Genomic DNA, 15,151 nt, shown 5'->3' with positions numbered 1-15,151 from the left:
AACATTTAATTTTAAAAGAGACCTAGAATGCTATAATAGACTTCTCTCATCTCTATTTATTCACTTCTACCTATTTTTACCATATCGCGTTACACCCAAAAGGAATTATGACATTATGAATATTCTCTCAAAAAATGCACCCCTTGAAGCTTCTATTTTAAAAATGGAAACGATTTTAAAAGACCTTGGTTGTGGCATGAAATTTGCAACCGAGAAGCATCCCCTTACACACTGCTACTCGGTCAATTTAGCTTCTATCGAAGCGCCAAATCATATCTATTCTAACGGCAAAGGCACACTTTCTCTTGCTTCTAAAGCGAGCGCGCTTGGCGAGTACATCGAACGCCTTCAAACCAATAACTGTTTTATCGACTTTCACCTTCCTAATCGTGCCTATTACCCTGACCAAAAAGTGTTTGAATTTGGCGGTGAGTACCTCAATCCCTCTTTACATGTAATCTATAATCCATCCCATGAAATGAGCCACGAAGACTTGGTCGACTTCAATAGTGACTATCTGGACAAGATCGTTGCGCTTCCCTTTCAGAGCTTTTTTGGGAAAGAAGAGGTTTACATTCCCCTCAACATTTTGAGCAATCTTTATGTCAGCAACGGACTTGCGAGTGGAAACACGCCTGATGAAGCTAAAGTGCAAGCGCTGAGTGAGATCTTTGAGCGTCATGCCAAAATTGAGATCATCCAAAAGGGTTACGCCCTTCCAAAATACCCTGAGTCCATCATCGCTACGTTTCCTAAACTTCAGGCGGATTTGCTGGAGCTTAGAAAAGCAGGCTTTATCGTTGAAGTGCTTGATGCCTCTTTGGGTGGAAAGTTCCCTGTTACAGCCATCTCACTGATCAATCCACGCAATGGCACGCTGTTTGTCTCCTTTGGTGCACACCCGATTTTAGAGGTCAGTTTAGAGCGCACCATGAGCGAACTGATGCAAGGACGAGGGCTTGAAAATCTTGACGCGTTTGAGATGCCAACGTTTGATATGAGCATCGTGGGCGATAGCTTCAACCTTGAAGCGCACTTTATCGACTCCAACGGAAAAATAGGCTTTCCTTTTTTAAGCGCAACCAAAAGTTTTGAGTATGCGCCATGGAAGTATAAGGGCGAAGGAAGTGAAGTGGAGTACGCCTTTTTGTGCGACATCGTCAAATCAATGGGCAAAGAGATTTACCTGCGTGAATACACCTACTTAGACTTTTACTCATGCCACATGCTCGTTCCAAGTATCTCCGAGGTTTACCCTATCGAAGATATGGTCTATCAGAACCGAAACAGCGGTAAATTCATACGACATAGTGTGCTCAACTTCAAAGAAGAAGACCACGAAGCCTTGCTTGAAGCGATCGAGCCGCTGGAAGACTCACTCAATATGGAAAAATACATCGGCGTCATTTTCGAACAAAACTTTCAGATGATCGACCTTAAAGCACAAGTACATCTGCTTTTGGAAAATTACGAAGAGGCACAAATGCTACTCTCTTTTAGTCAAAACCCTATGAGCAAACTTCTCTGCGAAATCCTCTCTTTGAGAGAGCAAAAACTTGTATGGGCTGAGTATGAAAGTGCCCTTTGGGACATCTTTGGCAAAGAAAAAGTCGAACATGCCTTAAACATCTTAGATGGTAAAGCGTACCTCATCGATGTTAGCCTACATCAACATTATGTCAATATCCTCGATATGTACGATAGACTCGAAGTTAAGAAAGCTGCTATCGTCGCTTAAAACCTTTACATGTAAAAAACGTAAACGATTCATTCTTTACGTTTTTTCGTCTTCAAATGACTCCTTTTAGACTATAATTACCTGTTTAAATTTAAGCATATAGTTTAAGTTAAAAAACTCACGAAGGAGTCAGAATGTTAATCGTTATCTTACTCGTAGCGATAGGATTTATCGTACTTTCAACCAGCAAATGGAAATTGCACCCTTTTATTGCCCTTCTTATTGCGGCGTATGGAATCGCGTTTAGTGTCGGTATGAAGTACGCCGACATCGCAAAAACCATCACATCAGGTTTTGGCGGCATTTTAGCGTATATTGGTATCGTCATTGTGCTTGGAACCATCATTGGTGTCATCTTGGAAAAAAGTGGCGCTGCGATTAAAATGGCAAACGTTGTTCTTAAACTTGTGGGTAAAGAGCGCCCAATTCTAGCGATGTCCATCATCGGCTACATCGTCTCGATTCCTGTGTTTTGTGACAGCGGTTTTGTCATCTTAAATGCCCTCAAACGCTCGATGGTCAAACAACTCAAAGTCTCTGGCGTTGCTATGAGTGTGGCACTTGCAACGGGGCTTTATGCCACCCATACGCTGGTTCCTCCGACACCTGGCCCTATTGCGGCGGCGGGTAACTTGATGGTTGGAAATCTTGGTCTTGTTATTCTCGTGGGTCTGTTTGTCGCTATTTTTACGATGCTTGCAGGTTATTTTTGGGCGATCAAACGAGGCCCATTGTATCAAAGTGGCGAAGACCTTGATATTGACTTGGAAAAAGACAGCGAAGTCCAAGCCAAATACGGCACGCTTCCAAGTGCGTTTAAATCCTTTGCGCCTATTTTTGTCCCTGTTCTTTTAATGGCAATTGAGAGCATCGCAAAACTTGCATTTAAGGACTCTAGCGAAACGTTTATCTATAAATTTTTTGTTTTCTTAGGTCACCCTGCCAATGCGCTTTTTGTCGGTGTACTTTTTGCCAGCCTTTTACTTCCAAAATGGAACGAAGAGACGCTTTCAGGCTGGGTCGGTGAAGGCGTTAAAAATGCAGGTGAAATTCTCATCATCACAGGAGCGGGTGGTGCGCTGGGGGCTGTTCTTAAAGCCAGTGGCATTGGTGATTATCTGGGACTAACGCTTCAAACGCTTAGCCTTGGCATCTTTGTACCGTTCATCATCTCAGCAGCACTGAAAACCGCACAAGGCTCTTCAACAACGGCACTGGTGGTGACTTCGACCATTATGTACCCATTGCTTGCAAGTTTAGGACTCGATAGTGAAATGGGCAAAGTCTTAACCGTCATGGCGATTGGCGCGGGCGCACTTACCGTCAGCCATGCCAATGATAGCTTTTTCTGGGTCGTCTCACGTTTCAGTCAGATGGACGTTCCAACCGCATACAAGGCATTTACTATGGCAACCTTGGTTCAAGGAATTGTGACCATTGCAGTCGTTTATGTTATGTCTGTTATTTTTATTTAATGCTCTTTTAGGTGCAGGCTCTTAGGAGCTTGCACCCTCTTTTTGTGCTTCTCGTAATTTGTCTTTTTTACTCTTGCGTTTTCCCTTGATGGGCGCACTTCCCTTCTCTTTTTGGGGAGCAACGCCTTCTAACTCAAAACCCTTGATCTGCTCTGTTTCAAGCTTCATACCACAGCGTTTTTGAATGAGTGCAAAATGTGCCTTGTCTTCATGGTCAATAAACGAAATCGCCAAACCCTCTTTACCCGCACGTCCCGTTCGTCCGATGCGGTGAATGTAATCTTCCGTCGCACGAGGCAAATCAAAGTTGATGACACAACTCACATCATCGATGTCAAGTCCACGCGAAGCGATATCGGTGGCAAATAAAACACGAATCTTGCGCTCTTTAAACGACTTCAACGTCCAAGAACGGTCTTCTTGAAGCAAATCTCCATGAAATGATTCCGCTAAAAAGCCATGTTTACGAAACTTCACGGCGATGTTATCGGCGGCGCGTTTGTTTGCCATAAAAACCAACACCAATTCCCATTTGTTTTCACGTAGTAACTGGCGCAAAAGTGGTGCACGGTTCTCTTTGTTGACCTCGATAGCACGTTGCTTTATAAGCTCAACTGTTGGCGCTTCGGCTTCGATGCTCACGTCCACAGCATTTTTGGTTATCTTGGAAGCAATAGCTTGCATCTTTTCGGGATAGGTCGCAGAGAAAAGAAGATTTTGTCGTTTGGCAGGCAACGCCTCAAGTATAGAGCCTAACTCTTGCTCAAACCCAAGGTCAAGCATTTTATCCGCTTCATCAAGCACAAAAAACTCAACACGAGAAAGGTCGATCTGCTTTTTGCTCATGATGTCAAGCAGTCGCCCCGAAGTTGCGACCACAATGTCACACCCTTGTTGGATGTCGTAAAGTTGCTCGCCGATCTTCTCCCCACCGATGACACTGACTACTTTGGGCTTTACATGTAAGAATTTTCCAAAGGTGACAAACGCCTCCGCGACTTGTACGGTTAGCTCCCTCGTAGGCGTTAAAACCAATGCCTTGATCTTCGCTTTACCCTCGCCTTTATTTGCACTCCAAAGTTCCAACATCGGTAGCACAAAAGAGGCACTCTTACCACTTCCCGTCTGCGCTCTCGCCATGATGTCTTTTCGCTCCAACACAAGCGGGATCACTTTTTCTTGAATGGAAGTTGGTTGTGTATAACCAGCCTCAGCAAGGGCTTGGAGGATTTGAGGGCAGAGTTTGAGGGTAGAAAATGGCATGGTTTGGCATCCTTTAAGTCTTTTCGCCATTGTAGAATAGTTTCACTTTAGAGCAGGTTTGAGACGTTTACATGTAAAGCCAGTTTAGGGTAAGTTTGTGGTGTTATAATGCATCTGTAAAATGAACAAAGGATAGATGTTGGAACACTATAAATGGTTGCTTGCCTTTCACATTATAGCGTTGATGTCGTGGATGGCGATGTTGTTTTACTTGCCACGGCTTTTTGTTTACCATGTTGAGCATGCAGAAAAAAAAGAGTTTGTGGAAGTTGTTAAAATTCAAGAGTACAAAATCTATAAATACATTGGGCTTCCTGCCTTTTGGGCAACCCTTGCAAGCGGTCTTGGCATGATTTTTTTTGACTCACAACTGCTCTCAAGCGGTGGGTGGATTTATGCGAAGTTTACCGTGCTCATTGCACTCACACTTTATTCATTTTCACTCGAAAAGTACCGTTTGGAACTTGCAAATGACACCTGTACTAAAAGTGGAAAATTTTTCAGAGCTTACAATGAAGTTCCTACAGCACTTGCCATTTTGATTGTCGGATACGTCATCACCAAAAGCTTTTCATGGGCATTTACCCTCATTACGTTGGGTATTTTTGCGATGATTATTGACGTAATTTTGGATGGAAAAAAGAAACCCTAATCTTTACATGTAAAGCGTTTCTTTACTCGGTTGGCTTGGAGCGTTGCAGAGCAATTTTAAGGTACAGCAACGCCGAGAGTAAAAGAAAGTACCCTACAATGCTGTATCCGATGGTATCACGTCGGCTCATCTCTTTTTCGTAAATCGCTTTTTCTTCATTCGTTTGTGTTTTCAGTGTCTGTTCTGCAACAATGTTACTCTGTGAGGCAACCTGTTTGGGTAGCCACTCAAGCCCAATGACAAGTACAAAAACGCACATCACGATTGCCGCAAAAATTTTAAGATTTGGCATGAGACTCCTTGTTGGATAGAAACGGCAAAATGAAAAAAAGTGACATCAGCACCGTGGAGAAGAACAACCCAATCCACAACGTAAGCGTCGAACTTGGTAACTTTCCAAGAATCGTAAGACCTACCAAAGAGATTACCAACGCCCAAAACCATGCCAAAAAGTAAGGGCGCTGATGTGCAGGAATGCGACGAGGGTTTCTATCTATTAGTGGCATCAACAAAAGCCCCACATTAACCACCACCAAAGACGCCATACCGATGTACGAGCCTTTGATCATCCCAATGTCAAAGAAAAAGCTCTTAAGCAACTGCAACATCCACAGAAAATACCACTCCGGATAGATATGGGAGGGTGTATCGCTCGGATTGGCAGGAGTAAAATTGAGGGCATCAAACGCTAAATAATCATGAAAAAAGACGCAATAAAAAAAGAGTGCCAAAAAGAGTGTACACGCTAAAAGTGGCTTTAAAACGGCATTAGAGAAAAACGGTTTTGGCTCTTTTGGGATGATGTCGTGTTTGCTATAGCGCTCTTCTTTGCTTACATGTAAGCCTTTGCGATTCCATGAAAGCTTCGTGGTCGCGTACCACTTCACAAAATCGGTATGCACGAGTATCATCAAAACAATGCTCAAAGGCATCACTACAATGTGCAAGGTGTAAAAGCGCAGCAACGTGATGCCACTCACGCTAAAATCGCCTCGAACCCACAGCACGATGTCTTCTCCCGCACCTGGAATATACTCCAACAAACTGGTAATGACCTGCGCCGCCCAGTAACTCATCTGCCCCATCGGAAGTACGTACCCCGTAAAACCAATGACCATACAGCAAAAATAGAGCACCATGCCACTGTACCAATACTTCGTTTTGCCGTGTTTGTAAAACCCAAAATAGAGCATGCCTAAGAGGTGAATGTAGAGCAGTAAAAAGAAAAAAGTTGATCCAACCGCGTGAATTTTTCGCCATAACCAACCGTAATTAACTTCTTGCATGATGGTCGTATGGACACTTTCAAAGGCTTTTTCCGCATCGGGGATATAGTGCATAGAGAGGAAAATACCCGAAACCAACATCAAAAGGCACAAAACCACCATGATAGCGCCTGTGTAAAGTAAAATATTGAAGTTTTTGAGTTTCGCATTCATGCTTTTGCCGCCTCCATCAGTTGGAGGTACGCCTCGCCTACTTCTCCGACGATAATCATCTCATCATGCACTTTAAAAGGAGGGATGACTAAGGGCTTGGTGACAGGGCTAGCAAGCGCGTTGCCATTGTAGTCAAACTGCCCGTTATGACACGGACAGATAAAACGTTTTGAGGAGGCATCATACTTGGGAACACAGCCTAAATGGGTGCAAATCCCAACCATCAACGTGTAATAATAGTCGCCGATTTTAATGTCTCTTTTTTGATCTAACACCATCGAAGCATCTTTTTTGAGAATAAAAAGTGGTTTTTTCTGCCACGAAAAATAGGCAATTTCATTGAGTGGTAATGACGTGGTATCTATAAATGTAGCCGCATCAAGGAGTGCTTTTTTGGGTGGTTCTAAGGACTGAAACATCGTACCGACCGTGTAATACACACCCGTCCCCGTCAGCGCTAAGAGCGAGTAATTCACCAGTCTTCGGTTTCTATCCATCCCCATTTTCCTTTATGCCATGCTTTACGCATAGCCATTTTACCAAAAACTTCCATTAATAAAATTTTACTGACTTTTGGGAAGTGCTAAGAGGTTTACATGTAAAGATGGATTGGGATATTATTATCTATAAATATAAGGAATGAAAATGAAATTTGAATTAGAAGAAGAGTTCATAGAGTTATTTAAACTTCTCAAAGTGACAGGAGTTGCAGAGAGTGGCGCGCAAGCTAAAATGCTCATCGAAGAGGAACAGGTTAAGCGAAACGGTGAAGTTGAGCTTAGAAAACGCGCTAAGATTGTTTCAGGCGAGATTATTGAAGTGGGTGATGAGAAGATAGAAGTTGAAAGTGCTTTAAAATAGCCCCATTTAGACTTTACATGTAAGGACAAAGATGAATTATGAAACTAAAAACAGAAGATTTTCTCGTGCACGAGGGCGCAAAGGTTGACCTTAAAAAGTCCCCTACCCTTGTTAAACCATTTTACAAAGACAAAGAAGACTACGAAGATGCGCTCAAAGAGGGCGTAAAAGAGTTAAGCGACTTGCAAGAACTGCTTTACGCATCCAACAAATATGCCGTACTGTTGATCTTTCAAGCGATGGACGCGGCAGGAAAAGACGGCGTCATCAGGCATGTTCTCTCAGGCATCAATCCCCAAGGGTGTCAAGTCTTTAGTTTCAAACACCCTGTTGCCGCTGAACTTGAGCATGATTTTCTATGGCGCACGACGTGTGTTCTTCCAGAACGCGGGAAAATAGGCGTTTTTAATCGTTCCTATTATGAAGAAGTACTCATTGTTCGTGTTCATCCTGAGATTTTACAAGGACAAGGACTGCCAGACAGCGTGCTTGATGAAGAGAGCGTTTGGAAAGAGAGGTACCGTTCTATCACAGATTTGGAAAACCATCTCCACCGTAACGGCACAAAAATCGTCAAATTTTTCCTCCATCTCTCCAAAGATGAGCAGAAAAAACGCTTTCTTGAGCGCATCGACAAACCCAATAAAAATTGGAAATTTAGCATCGCAGACCTTGAAGAGCGAAAATACTGGAAAGAGTACATGCACGCCTACGAGTCCTGCCTAAGCGCCACCAGCACCAAAAATGCCCCATGGTACATCGTACCTGCTGACGACAAAAAAAATGCTCGCCTCATCATCTCAAATATTCTTCTGGATACCTTTAAAGCGCTCGATATGCACTACCCTGAAACGGATGACAAGCGGAAAGATGAGTTGAAGGGGATAAGACAGAGGTTGGTTGAGGAAGAGTAATAGAAGCATGAGGTTCTTTTCAAAAGAGGTACAATAACGTAATTTTATTTCTTACATGTAAAGGATTTTACATTGATTTTTTGGTTCCTTGGTTCTGTTTTTGTACTGGGTATTTTATTTAAAACTCCATGGATGAAAGGTAAAGTTGGCGAATTTACGGTCAATATTGCGACTTCTTTGCACCTCAATAAAGACGAATATGTCAATATTAAAAACATCACTTTACAACTCAATGATGGCTCAACTACCCAAATAGATCATGTCATTGTCTCTCGTTATGGTGTTTTTGTGATTGAAACAAAAAACATGAAAGGGTGGATTTTTGGCGATGAGCACCAGAGCATGTGGACACAGCAAATCTTCAAAGAAAAGCACCGTTTTCAAAATCCTTTACGCCAAAATTATCGCCATACCAAAGCCTTAGAAGAGATATTGGCATTGCCCTCAGAAAGCATTATTCCCATCGTTGTTTTCATCGGTGATTGCAAATTTAAAACCGCTATGCCAAAAAATGTTTTTATCAATGCAAAATACACGTCTTACATCGAATCTTTCCAAGAAGAAAAACTCTCTGCCTATCAATTTGACATGACGATTGAAACCCTAAATCAAAAACGCCTCAAACAAAGCTTTTTAACCGATAGAGAACATGTTTCCAACTTACATGAACGACACAATGCAAAACCTACATCAACCGCATCAACAAAAATATGTTCACGATGTGGTAAAGAGCTGGTTTTAAGACACAATAGACAAACGGGTGAGCCGTTTTACGGGTGTAGTGGGTATCCAAAGTGTCGAAATGTTGTTAAAGTAGATAGCGAAAGAATAGGTAAAAAGTTTAAAATTTAGCTTTACCTTTTTTCTAAAATTTGTTTATGATAAACTTTCCAAGAAATAAAATAGGAAAATTATTATGGCACTATCTGACATTGATATGAATGATATAAAAAAGTTAGATGAAGTGGGACTACCAACATTAGTTTATCAAATTATGTATTATGAAATTGCAAAGTTAAATTTGCTAAATCAAGGGTTAGATATCTCTTTGAATACTAAAACTGGTGATGGTGGTTCAGATGGAGAGTTTAATAATTTTAATAAACCCATTCCTGTAAATCATCTATTTTTGCCAAATTCAAATGTAGTATTTCAATTCAAAGCGACAGAAATAGGTGATAAACCTTGGTTTGAACATGAAATACTCAAAAGCGATAAAACAGATTTAAAACCAAAACTTAAAGAATTGATTCAAAGTGGGTATACCTATTTACTTATTACAAATAAAACAGACTTACCTGCAATCAGGTTTGAAGAAAAAGAGAGAGTGCTAAAAGAAGTATTTGGAAGTAAAGGTTACCAAAATGTATCGGTAAAAATTTTTGGATTAACAAAACTTACAGAGTGGGCTAGTAGTATTCCCCAGATATATTTAAGCCGCAACCTACATACAAAATATTTTGAGTCATTTCATTTTTATGAGCGTGAGATAAACCAGTTTAGTGATGATGTAAAATATATAAACGATAAAAAAAGAGAAGCTAGTATCGCTCAAATACGAGAAGAAATTGATAGAACATTAACTTCTCAAAGTTCATCATTTATTCGTGTGGAGGGTTTTTCAGGGATTGGAAAAACGAGATTTATCTACGAAACACTGAATGATGAAAAATATAAAAATTTTGTTCTGTATGTTCAAAGCTATAATGACTCTATTTTAAACGATTTACAAGTATTTTGCAAAAAGCTTCCAGATAACAGTCAAGAATTAGTGATATTTGTAATTGATGAATGCCCTTATGACAATCATGTTAAAATTTATAGACACTTAAAAACCTATCCAAATTTAGTTGTAATTACAATTGACCAAGTTTTATCTACTCAAGATAAAATTCATTGTCAAGATGAAAAAAGAATTATGTTAGAGGGTTTAGAAGAAGCAGAGACAGTAAAATTAATTCAAGAAGTAAATCATTTATTGAATGATGATTTAGCTAAAAAGATTGCTTATTATACGGAGGGATATCCGAGACTTGCCTATTTTATGGCAGAATCATTTGACATTGAAAAAGGTGATACTAATAATCCAGATTTTAAATCAGAGTTATTAGATAATATTTTAAGCAAAATTACTGATAAAGCAGAAGATATAAAAATTCTTCAAGCAATTTCTATATTTAAAATGTTTCCGAATACTAATGAATTTCAACCGTACAAAAAAATTGTTTTTGAGCATTTAGGCATTGATCATGCATCAGCTTCTATTACAATAAAAAGTTTTATAAAAAAGGGAATTGTAAGAGAGGCTGGAAGATTTTTATATATTAGTCCACGACCTATTTCTATTCACTTATTTAACCAATTTATTGAAATAAATGATTATAACTTTATTGATAAGCTATTTCAAAAGTTAAATAATGAGGGTCTTATGAATGGTTTTTTTGAAAAACTACAAGGTGTACAATTTGATACATCTCAGCATAAGGATTTACTTTTTCAAATTTTATCAAAGCTTACATATGAGCAAATAAGCGATGGATTTGGTTCTAAAATCTTTTATACATTGTGTCTAAAAGATAGAAAATATTCTATTGGTATTTTAAAAAAATTACTAGAAGATAAAACAAAAGAAAATTTATTAAAACTTGAATATGGAAGAAGGTATTTAGTTCATGCACTTGAAGAGTTAATAGCCTTTAAGGATACATTTGAGGACAGTGTAAAGATACTTTTTCAGCTTGCAAGAGCTGAGAATGAATCTTGGAGTAATAATTCTAAAGGAATTTTCACTGAAACTTTTCAATGGATTCTGGGAGGAACAGAAGTCAATATTGTAAAGAGGCTTGAATTATTAAAAAGTTTATATCAAGAATTTACATCAGATGAAGACAGACTGATATTATTGGAAGCTTTAGAAACTTCATATCCAAAGCATAATTATATGGCAACTCATAAAAACAATTCAACTTTTCCTGAAAATATTCCAGAAAACTATTATCCTACAACTCAAGATGAGATAGATGCATATTTTGAAAAATTGAAAGAACTCATAAAATTTGCCTATGAGAATTCATCTATAAATTTGCAGTCAAAAATATTAAATGATTTGCTACATTCAAGCAGAATGATGATGCAATATAATCAAATTAATATTTGGCTTTTAGAGTTTATTGAAAAATTATTAAGTGCATATCCGTATTTGAAATCTTTACTATTTGAAGAAATATCAATGATCCTTAAATATGACAAGGATGAAAAATTATCCAAAGCCATTATCAAAAGATTAAAGAGTCTCTACAATAAATTTACTGATACAACTGATATAAAAGAGGCAAAAGAACTATTTTTTCAAACAGAAAGGTATAGATATATCTCAGAAGAGGCTTTTGAAAAGCATTGTAAAGTTATTGCTCAGGATATTTGGGTAAATAGAAACTATACTGGTTTATTAGCAAAGAGCACTTCAAATGTTTTCGACCTTGGAAAAGAACTTGCCAAAATAGATATTGAAGGCAATTTATATGAAGATATATTAAATCTTATCCCCACTCTAACGAAAAATTCAAATAATAGGTTTATATTAGCATATTTGTTTAATAGTCCAATAGATACAGATAACTATCATTTAATGTTTGATGATATATATACAAAACTAAATAATAAAAGTATGATGCTTGATTTTATACATTATTCGAAACCTACGGAAGTAAGTATAAAATATTTATATATGCTACTGGAAAAAAAAGAAATAGAATCCCGCCTGTTAGAGAATTTGACTTTTGGGTTTTGGCTTAGAGATTTAGCTAAGCATGAATTTGTTAATTTTATTGATAGACTAAATTCTTGTATTGACAACAAATGCGATAGTTTTATTTTATGTATGCAATATGTAAATCATCAAAAAGATAAAGAGTTAATAGAAAAATATACTAAATATTATCTAGAACATAAAATCTTTAATTGTATTTCGTTGCACAAACTTCATCATGATATAGATGAAATGATTGATAGTTATTTTATAAATGAATTGGAACTGGATGATGGCTTATTATCGCATATATGGGAAGCTATTTTAAGCGAATTTGACAATGAGGGCAAATTTGAAGATAGAGGATTTCATTCAATATATAAAATCATACAAAAATACCCAGAGTTTTTTTGGGAAAAAATAAAAAATAGACTTGATGAGTTGAAACCAAGAACTTATCCTCTATACAGTCGTTTTATTGATTTTATGCAAGGTGGCTATTTATCTCGTTGGTTCAATCATTCAATATTTTCATATATAAACCCCGATAATGTAATAAGTTGGTTAAAAACTACAAATTATAAAAAAGCCAAATATATAGTTGCAGATTCTCTAAATATTGATTTCGAAAGTGACACTTTACCAGATATTGTCATTAAGCTTTTAACTGAATTTCCTAATGATGAAGATTTATACAGTAGTATACAAACGAGGAGTGAAAGTTGGAGTGGTTCTTATGTACCCGTTGCTAATGAAAAAATATCAAATATAACCAGTATGTTAAAGTTATATGAGAATAACGAGAGTGTGGTCGAATTTTTAAAATGGGTAAAAAAAGGATTTGAATATAAACGAGACAGAGAACAAATTAGAGATGAAGAAAGTCGATTGCTTCATTAATCATTTAAAAGCCTTTTTCAAGGCTTATTCATCTTTTACATGTAAAGATATTTACAAAGGTCTTTTAATCAGTAAAGGAAAAGAGAGGCTAAACTTTTAACTTTATATCTCCAAAATAGCACTAACCTCATCGTCTAAAAATTCTATAATGCTCTCATAATTCTCTCGCAACACCGTAGCAATAGCATCCACCTTGCAATTTCCAAGTTTAATCCAGATGATTTTGGGTGGAATCCCTCGGTAAATTGCCAAATCGTTAAAATCAGAATCTTTGGTAACGATGGCAAAGCCGTGAATTTTTGCATATCGCCATACTTCCAAGTCGGTTGATTCGTCAAGGTTTTTAAGCATTACATGTAATGAATTGGGGAAGATGTCTGCTATTTTTGACAAGACACGATGGGAGATGTTATTGTCAAAAAGGAGTTTATGCACTGAGTTTTGCCGTAAGCGTTTTATGCTCTCTATCGGCGGCATAAGCAAGGGCGGCTAAAATGTCTTCTTTGGTCAGTTTTGGGAAGTCTTCTAAAATTTCATCGTAACTCATACCGTTTGCAAGCATATTGAGTACATCATAAACTGTAATTCGTAAATTTCTAATACAAGGCTTACCGCTTCGTTTCGATGACTTAATGGTAACCGTTGTGCTCATCCTATGCTCCTTATTAATCTTTAATAAGCTCATTTTAGCATATTTTTTCAAAGCTTTTTCTTCTTTACATGTAAAGAAAGATGAAGGGGTAAGAAGTTTGGGAAAGCCTCTCTCAAGGCTTCCCCATCTTTACATGTAAAAGATTTACGCAGGTTTTCTAAGCAATAATTTTTCCGTGTCACTTGCTGCATCATCGGTCAAATGCAAGTTAAAGTTCTCTTGTAAGAAAGCGAAGATGTCATCGTTGACAAATTGTGGTGGTTTTGGTCCGAGGTAGATATTTTTGATGCCAAGGCTAAAGAGTCCTAAAAGGATAAGAACTGCTTTTTGCTCCATCCAGCTAAGAACGATAGAAACTGGTAAGTCATGTACAGTCACACCCAGTGCGCCTGCAAGGGCAAGAGCGATGTGAACTGCGCCATTGCTGTCATTGCATTGACCGAGGTCTAGGTAACGAGGAATGCCTGTGTCTGCCACCGTACCAAAGTCGATGTCGTTAAATCTAAATTTACCACAACTTGATGTCAAAATCACGCAGTCATTTGGAAGACTTTCTGCCATTTTTCGGTAGTATTCGCCGCCGCTTCCTGGAGCGTCACAACCCGCAATGACAAAGAATTGGCTGATTTTGCCTGCTTGAACTGCTTCTAAGATTTGTGGTGCAAGTCCTAGGATGGTTTTGTAGTGGTGACCTGTTACGAGAGTCTCTTCACTGTCAAAACCTGTTACATCAGGAAGTGCGAGTGTTTGAGCGATGACTTCACTGAAGTCGTTATTGTGGATTTTTTTGCCCTCTTTGATGCCGACGATGTCGTAAGTATAGAGTCTATCGATATACGTAGAGTTTGATTTTGGAGGAACGATACAGTTCGTGTTGACGATGATCGTTCCGCCCCATTGCTCAAAGAGTTTGGTTTGATCAAACCATGATTTACCGATGTTACCTTTAAGGTGAGGGTATTTTTTAAGCTCAGGATACGCATGGGCTGGAAGCATTTCTGAATGCGTATAGACATTGATGCCTTTACCTTCGGTTTGTTTCAAAAGCTCCAAGAACATGTCAAGATTGTGACCGCTTACTAAGATCGCTTTACCTTCCGCTTTGTTTTGACTGATTTTAACAGGGGTTGGAACGCCAAGGTGAGAGGTGTGTGCATCACTTAAGATGTCCATCATTTTAACACCCGCAGAGCCGATTTTCATCAGTTGAGCGATGTGATCGTCAAAGTTGAAGTTGACGTTGGTAAGGGTGAAATAAAGTGTTTGAGCGATGACGTCATCGACTTCTTTGGTATTGGCACCAAATTCATTGGCATGCGTTCTATAAGCACTAAGACCTTTAAGACCGTAAATCATGATGTCTTGAAGTTTCGCCAAGTTGGCATCTTTGCCACACGTTCCTACATCTTGACCTTTAGAACCACAGCCATTGATGGCACTCATAGAGCATTGATCACATAACATGTTTAAAGACATTTTTTATCCTCTTCTTAAAATTTCCAGCATCTT

The 15,151-nt window shown here is 38.5% G+C and carries 14 protein-coding genes; 7 read left to right on the top strand and 7 right to left on the bottom strand.

The genetic code is table 11. The annotated features are described in order from the left end of the window. Positions 1 to 115 precede the first annotated feature (115 nt). Positions 116 to 1,738 carry a YcaO-like family protein gene (locus tag SHALO_RS03075; RefSeq protein ID WP_069477330.1) on the top strand — a complete coding sequence of 541 codons (1,623 nt, stop codon included), beginning with the start codon at positions 116 to 118 and terminating at the stop codon, positions 1,736 to 1,738. 134 nt (positions 1,739 to 1,872) lie between these two features. After that, positions 1,873 to 3,213, top strand: coding sequence for a GntP family permease (locus SHALO_RS03070; RefSeq protein ID WP_069477329.1), 1,341 nt, complete (start codon positions 1,873 to 1,875; stop codon positions 3,211 to 3,213). Between the two features lie 21 nt (positions 3,214 to 3,234). Here SHALO_RS03070 and SHALO_RS03065 read toward each other — a convergent pair whose 3' ends face one another. Further along, on the bottom strand, positions 3,235 to 4,476 hold the full coding sequence (locus SHALO_RS03065; protein WP_069477328.1) for a DEAD/DEAH box helicase: 1,242 nt from the start codon (positions 4,474 to 4,476) through the stop codon (positions 3,235 to 3,237). Positions 4,477 to 4,615: 139 nt separating this feature from the next. On the opposite strand from SHALO_RS03065, the gene hemJ reads away from it, so the two are divergent. Beyond that, positions 4,616 to 5,128: a protoporphyrinogen oxidase HemJ gene (hemJ, locus tag SHALO_RS03060; RefSeq protein WP_069477327.1), complete on the top strand. Its 513-nt coding sequence runs from the start codon at positions 4,616 to 4,618 to the stop codon at positions 5,126 to 5,128. Between the two features lie 22 nt (positions 5,129 to 5,150). Here the strand turns inward: hemJ and SHALO_RS03055 are convergent, their stop codons facing one another. From SHALO_RS03055 to SHALO_RS03045, 3 genes are read right to left on the bottom strand one after another with little or no spacing between them, the layout of a single operon-like run. Further along, on the bottom strand, positions 5,151 to 5,420 hold the full coding sequence (locus tag SHALO_RS03055) for a hypothetical protein (protein WP_069477326.1): 270 nt from the start codon (positions 5,418 to 5,420) through the stop codon (positions 5,151 to 5,153). Then, entirely contained in the window at positions 5,407 to 6,567 is a 1,161-nt protein-coding gene (locus tag SHALO_RS03050) for a cytochrome b (RefSeq protein WP_069477325.1), read from the bottom strand. Before SHALO_RS03050 ends, SHALO_RS03055 begins: the two co-directional genes overlap by 14 nt. Further along, positions 6,564 to 7,064 carry a QcrA and Rieske domain-containing protein gene (locus tag SHALO_RS03045; RefSeq protein WP_069477324.1) on the bottom strand — a complete coding sequence of 167 codons (501 nt, stop codon included), beginning with the start codon at positions 7,062 to 7,064 and terminating at the stop codon, positions 6,564 to 6,566. Before SHALO_RS03045 ends, SHALO_RS03050 begins: the two co-directional genes overlap by 4 nt. Before the next feature lie 148 nt (positions 7,065 to 7,212). On the opposite strand from SHALO_RS03045, the gene SHALO_RS03040 reads away from it, so the two are divergent. From SHALO_RS03040 to SHALO_RS03025, 4 genes are all read left to right on the top strand, one after another. Further along, complete coding sequence (locus SHALO_RS03040) at positions 7,213 to 7,428, top strand: RNA-binding S4 domain-containing protein (protein ID WP_069477323.1); 216 nt, start codon at positions 7,213 to 7,215, stop codon at positions 7,426 to 7,428. Positions 7,429 to 7,466: 38 nt separating this feature from the next. After that, positions 7,467 to 8,342 carry an ADP-polyphosphate phosphotransferase gene (locus SHALO_RS03035; protein WP_069477322.1) on the top strand — a complete coding sequence of 292 codons (876 nt, stop codon included), beginning with the start codon at positions 7,467 to 7,469 and terminating at the stop codon, positions 8,340 to 8,342. Positions 8,343 to 8,414: 72 nt separating this feature from the next. After that, positions 8,415 to 9,194, top strand: coding sequence for an NERD domain-containing protein (locus tag SHALO_RS03030; protein WP_069477321.1), 780 nt, complete (start codon positions 8,415 to 8,417; stop codon positions 9,192 to 9,194). A gap of 64 nt (positions 9,195 to 9,258) precedes the next feature. Continuing rightward, positions 9,259 to 12,990 carry a hypothetical protein gene (locus SHALO_RS03025; RefSeq protein ID WP_069477320.1) on the top strand — a complete coding sequence of 1,244 codons (3,732 nt, stop codon included), beginning with the start codon at positions 9,259 to 9,261 and terminating at the stop codon, positions 12,988 to 12,990. Between the two features lie 102 nt (positions 12,991 to 13,092). On the opposite strand, the gene SHALO_RS03020 is transcribed toward SHALO_RS03025, so the two are convergent. The 3 genes from SHALO_RS03020 to hcp all read right to left on the bottom strand — a co-directional run bounded on the left by SHALO_RS03020 (position 13,093) and on the right by hcp (position 15,118). Continuing rightward, the gene (locus SHALO_RS03020) at positions 13,093 to 13,425 is read right to left on the bottom strand and encodes a DUF5615 family PIN-like protein (RefSeq protein ID WP_202968807.1); all 333 of its coding nucleotides are present in this window, start codon (positions 13,423 to 13,425) and stop codon (positions 13,093 to 13,095) included. Then, complete coding sequence (locus SHALO_RS03015; protein WP_025343787.1) at positions 13,418 to 13,642, bottom strand: DUF433 domain-containing protein; 225 nt, start codon at positions 13,640 to 13,642, stop codon at positions 13,418 to 13,420. Before SHALO_RS03015 ends, SHALO_RS03020 begins: the two co-directional genes overlap by 8 nt. Positions 13,643 to 13,786: 144 nt before the next feature. Then, positions 13,787 to 15,118 (bottom strand): hydroxylamine reductase, encoded by a 1,332-nt coding sequence (gene hcp, locus SHALO_RS03010; protein WP_069477318.1) that lies wholly within the window; start codon positions 15,116 to 15,118, stop codon positions 13,787 to 13,789. Between the last annotated feature and the right edge of the window lie 33 nt (positions 15,119 to 15,151).

Origin of the sequence: Sulfurospirillum halorespirans DSM 13726 (genome assembly GCF_001723605.1) — a bacterium.
Lineage (GTDB): Bacteria > Campylobacterota > Campylobacteria > Campylobacterales > Sulfurospirillaceae > Sulfurospirillum > Sulfurospirillum halorespirans.
This window is presented reverse-complemented; position numbering and strand designations above follow the sequence as displayed.

What these genes read in the sequence shown, in the direction of transcription:
- SHALO_RS03075 (WP_069477330.1), top strand. Translation starts at nt 116, where the DNA reads ATGAATATTCTCTCAAAAAATGCACCCCTTGAAGCTTCTATTTTAAAA.
- SHALO_RS03070 (WP_069477329.1), top strand. Translation starts at nt 1,873, where the DNA reads ATGTTAATCGTTATCTTACTCGTAGCGATAGGATTTATCGTACTTTCA.
- SHALO_RS03065 (WP_069477328.1), bottom strand. Translation starts at nt 4,476, where the DNA reads ATGCCATTTTCTACCCTCAAACTCTGCCCTCAAATCCTCCAAGCCCTT.
- SHALO_RS03055 (WP_069477326.1), bottom strand. Translation starts at nt 5,420, where the DNA reads ATGCCAAATCTTAAAATTTTTGCGGCAATCGTGATGTGCGTTTTTGTA.
- SHALO_RS03050 (WP_069477325.1), bottom strand. Translation starts at nt 6,567, where the DNA reads ATGAATGCGAAACTCAAAAACTTCAATATTTTACTTTACACAGGCGCT.
- SHALO_RS03045 (WP_069477324.1), bottom strand. Translation starts at nt 7,064, where the DNA reads ATGGATAGAAACCGAAGACTGGTGAATTACTCGCTCTTAGCGCTGACG.
- SHALO_RS03040 (WP_069477323.1), top strand. Translation starts at nt 7,213, where the DNA reads ATGAAATTTGAATTAGAAGAAGAGTTCATAGAGTTATTTAAACTTCTC.
- SHALO_RS03035 (WP_069477322.1), top strand. Translation starts at nt 7,467, where the DNA reads ATGAAACTAAAAACAGAAGATTTTCTCGTGCACGAGGGCGCAAAGGTT.
- SHALO_RS03025 (WP_069477320.1), top strand. Translation starts at nt 9,259, where the DNA reads ATGGCACTATCTGACATTGATATGAATGATATAAAAAAGTTAGATGAA.
- SHALO_RS03015 (WP_025343787.1), bottom strand. Translation starts at nt 13,642, where the DNA reads ATGAGCACAACGGTTACCATTAAGTCATCGAAACGAAGCGGTAAGCCT.
- hcp (WP_069477318.1), bottom strand. Translation starts at nt 15,118, where the DNA reads ATGTCTTTAAACATGTTATGTGATCAATGCTCTATGAGTGCCATCAAT.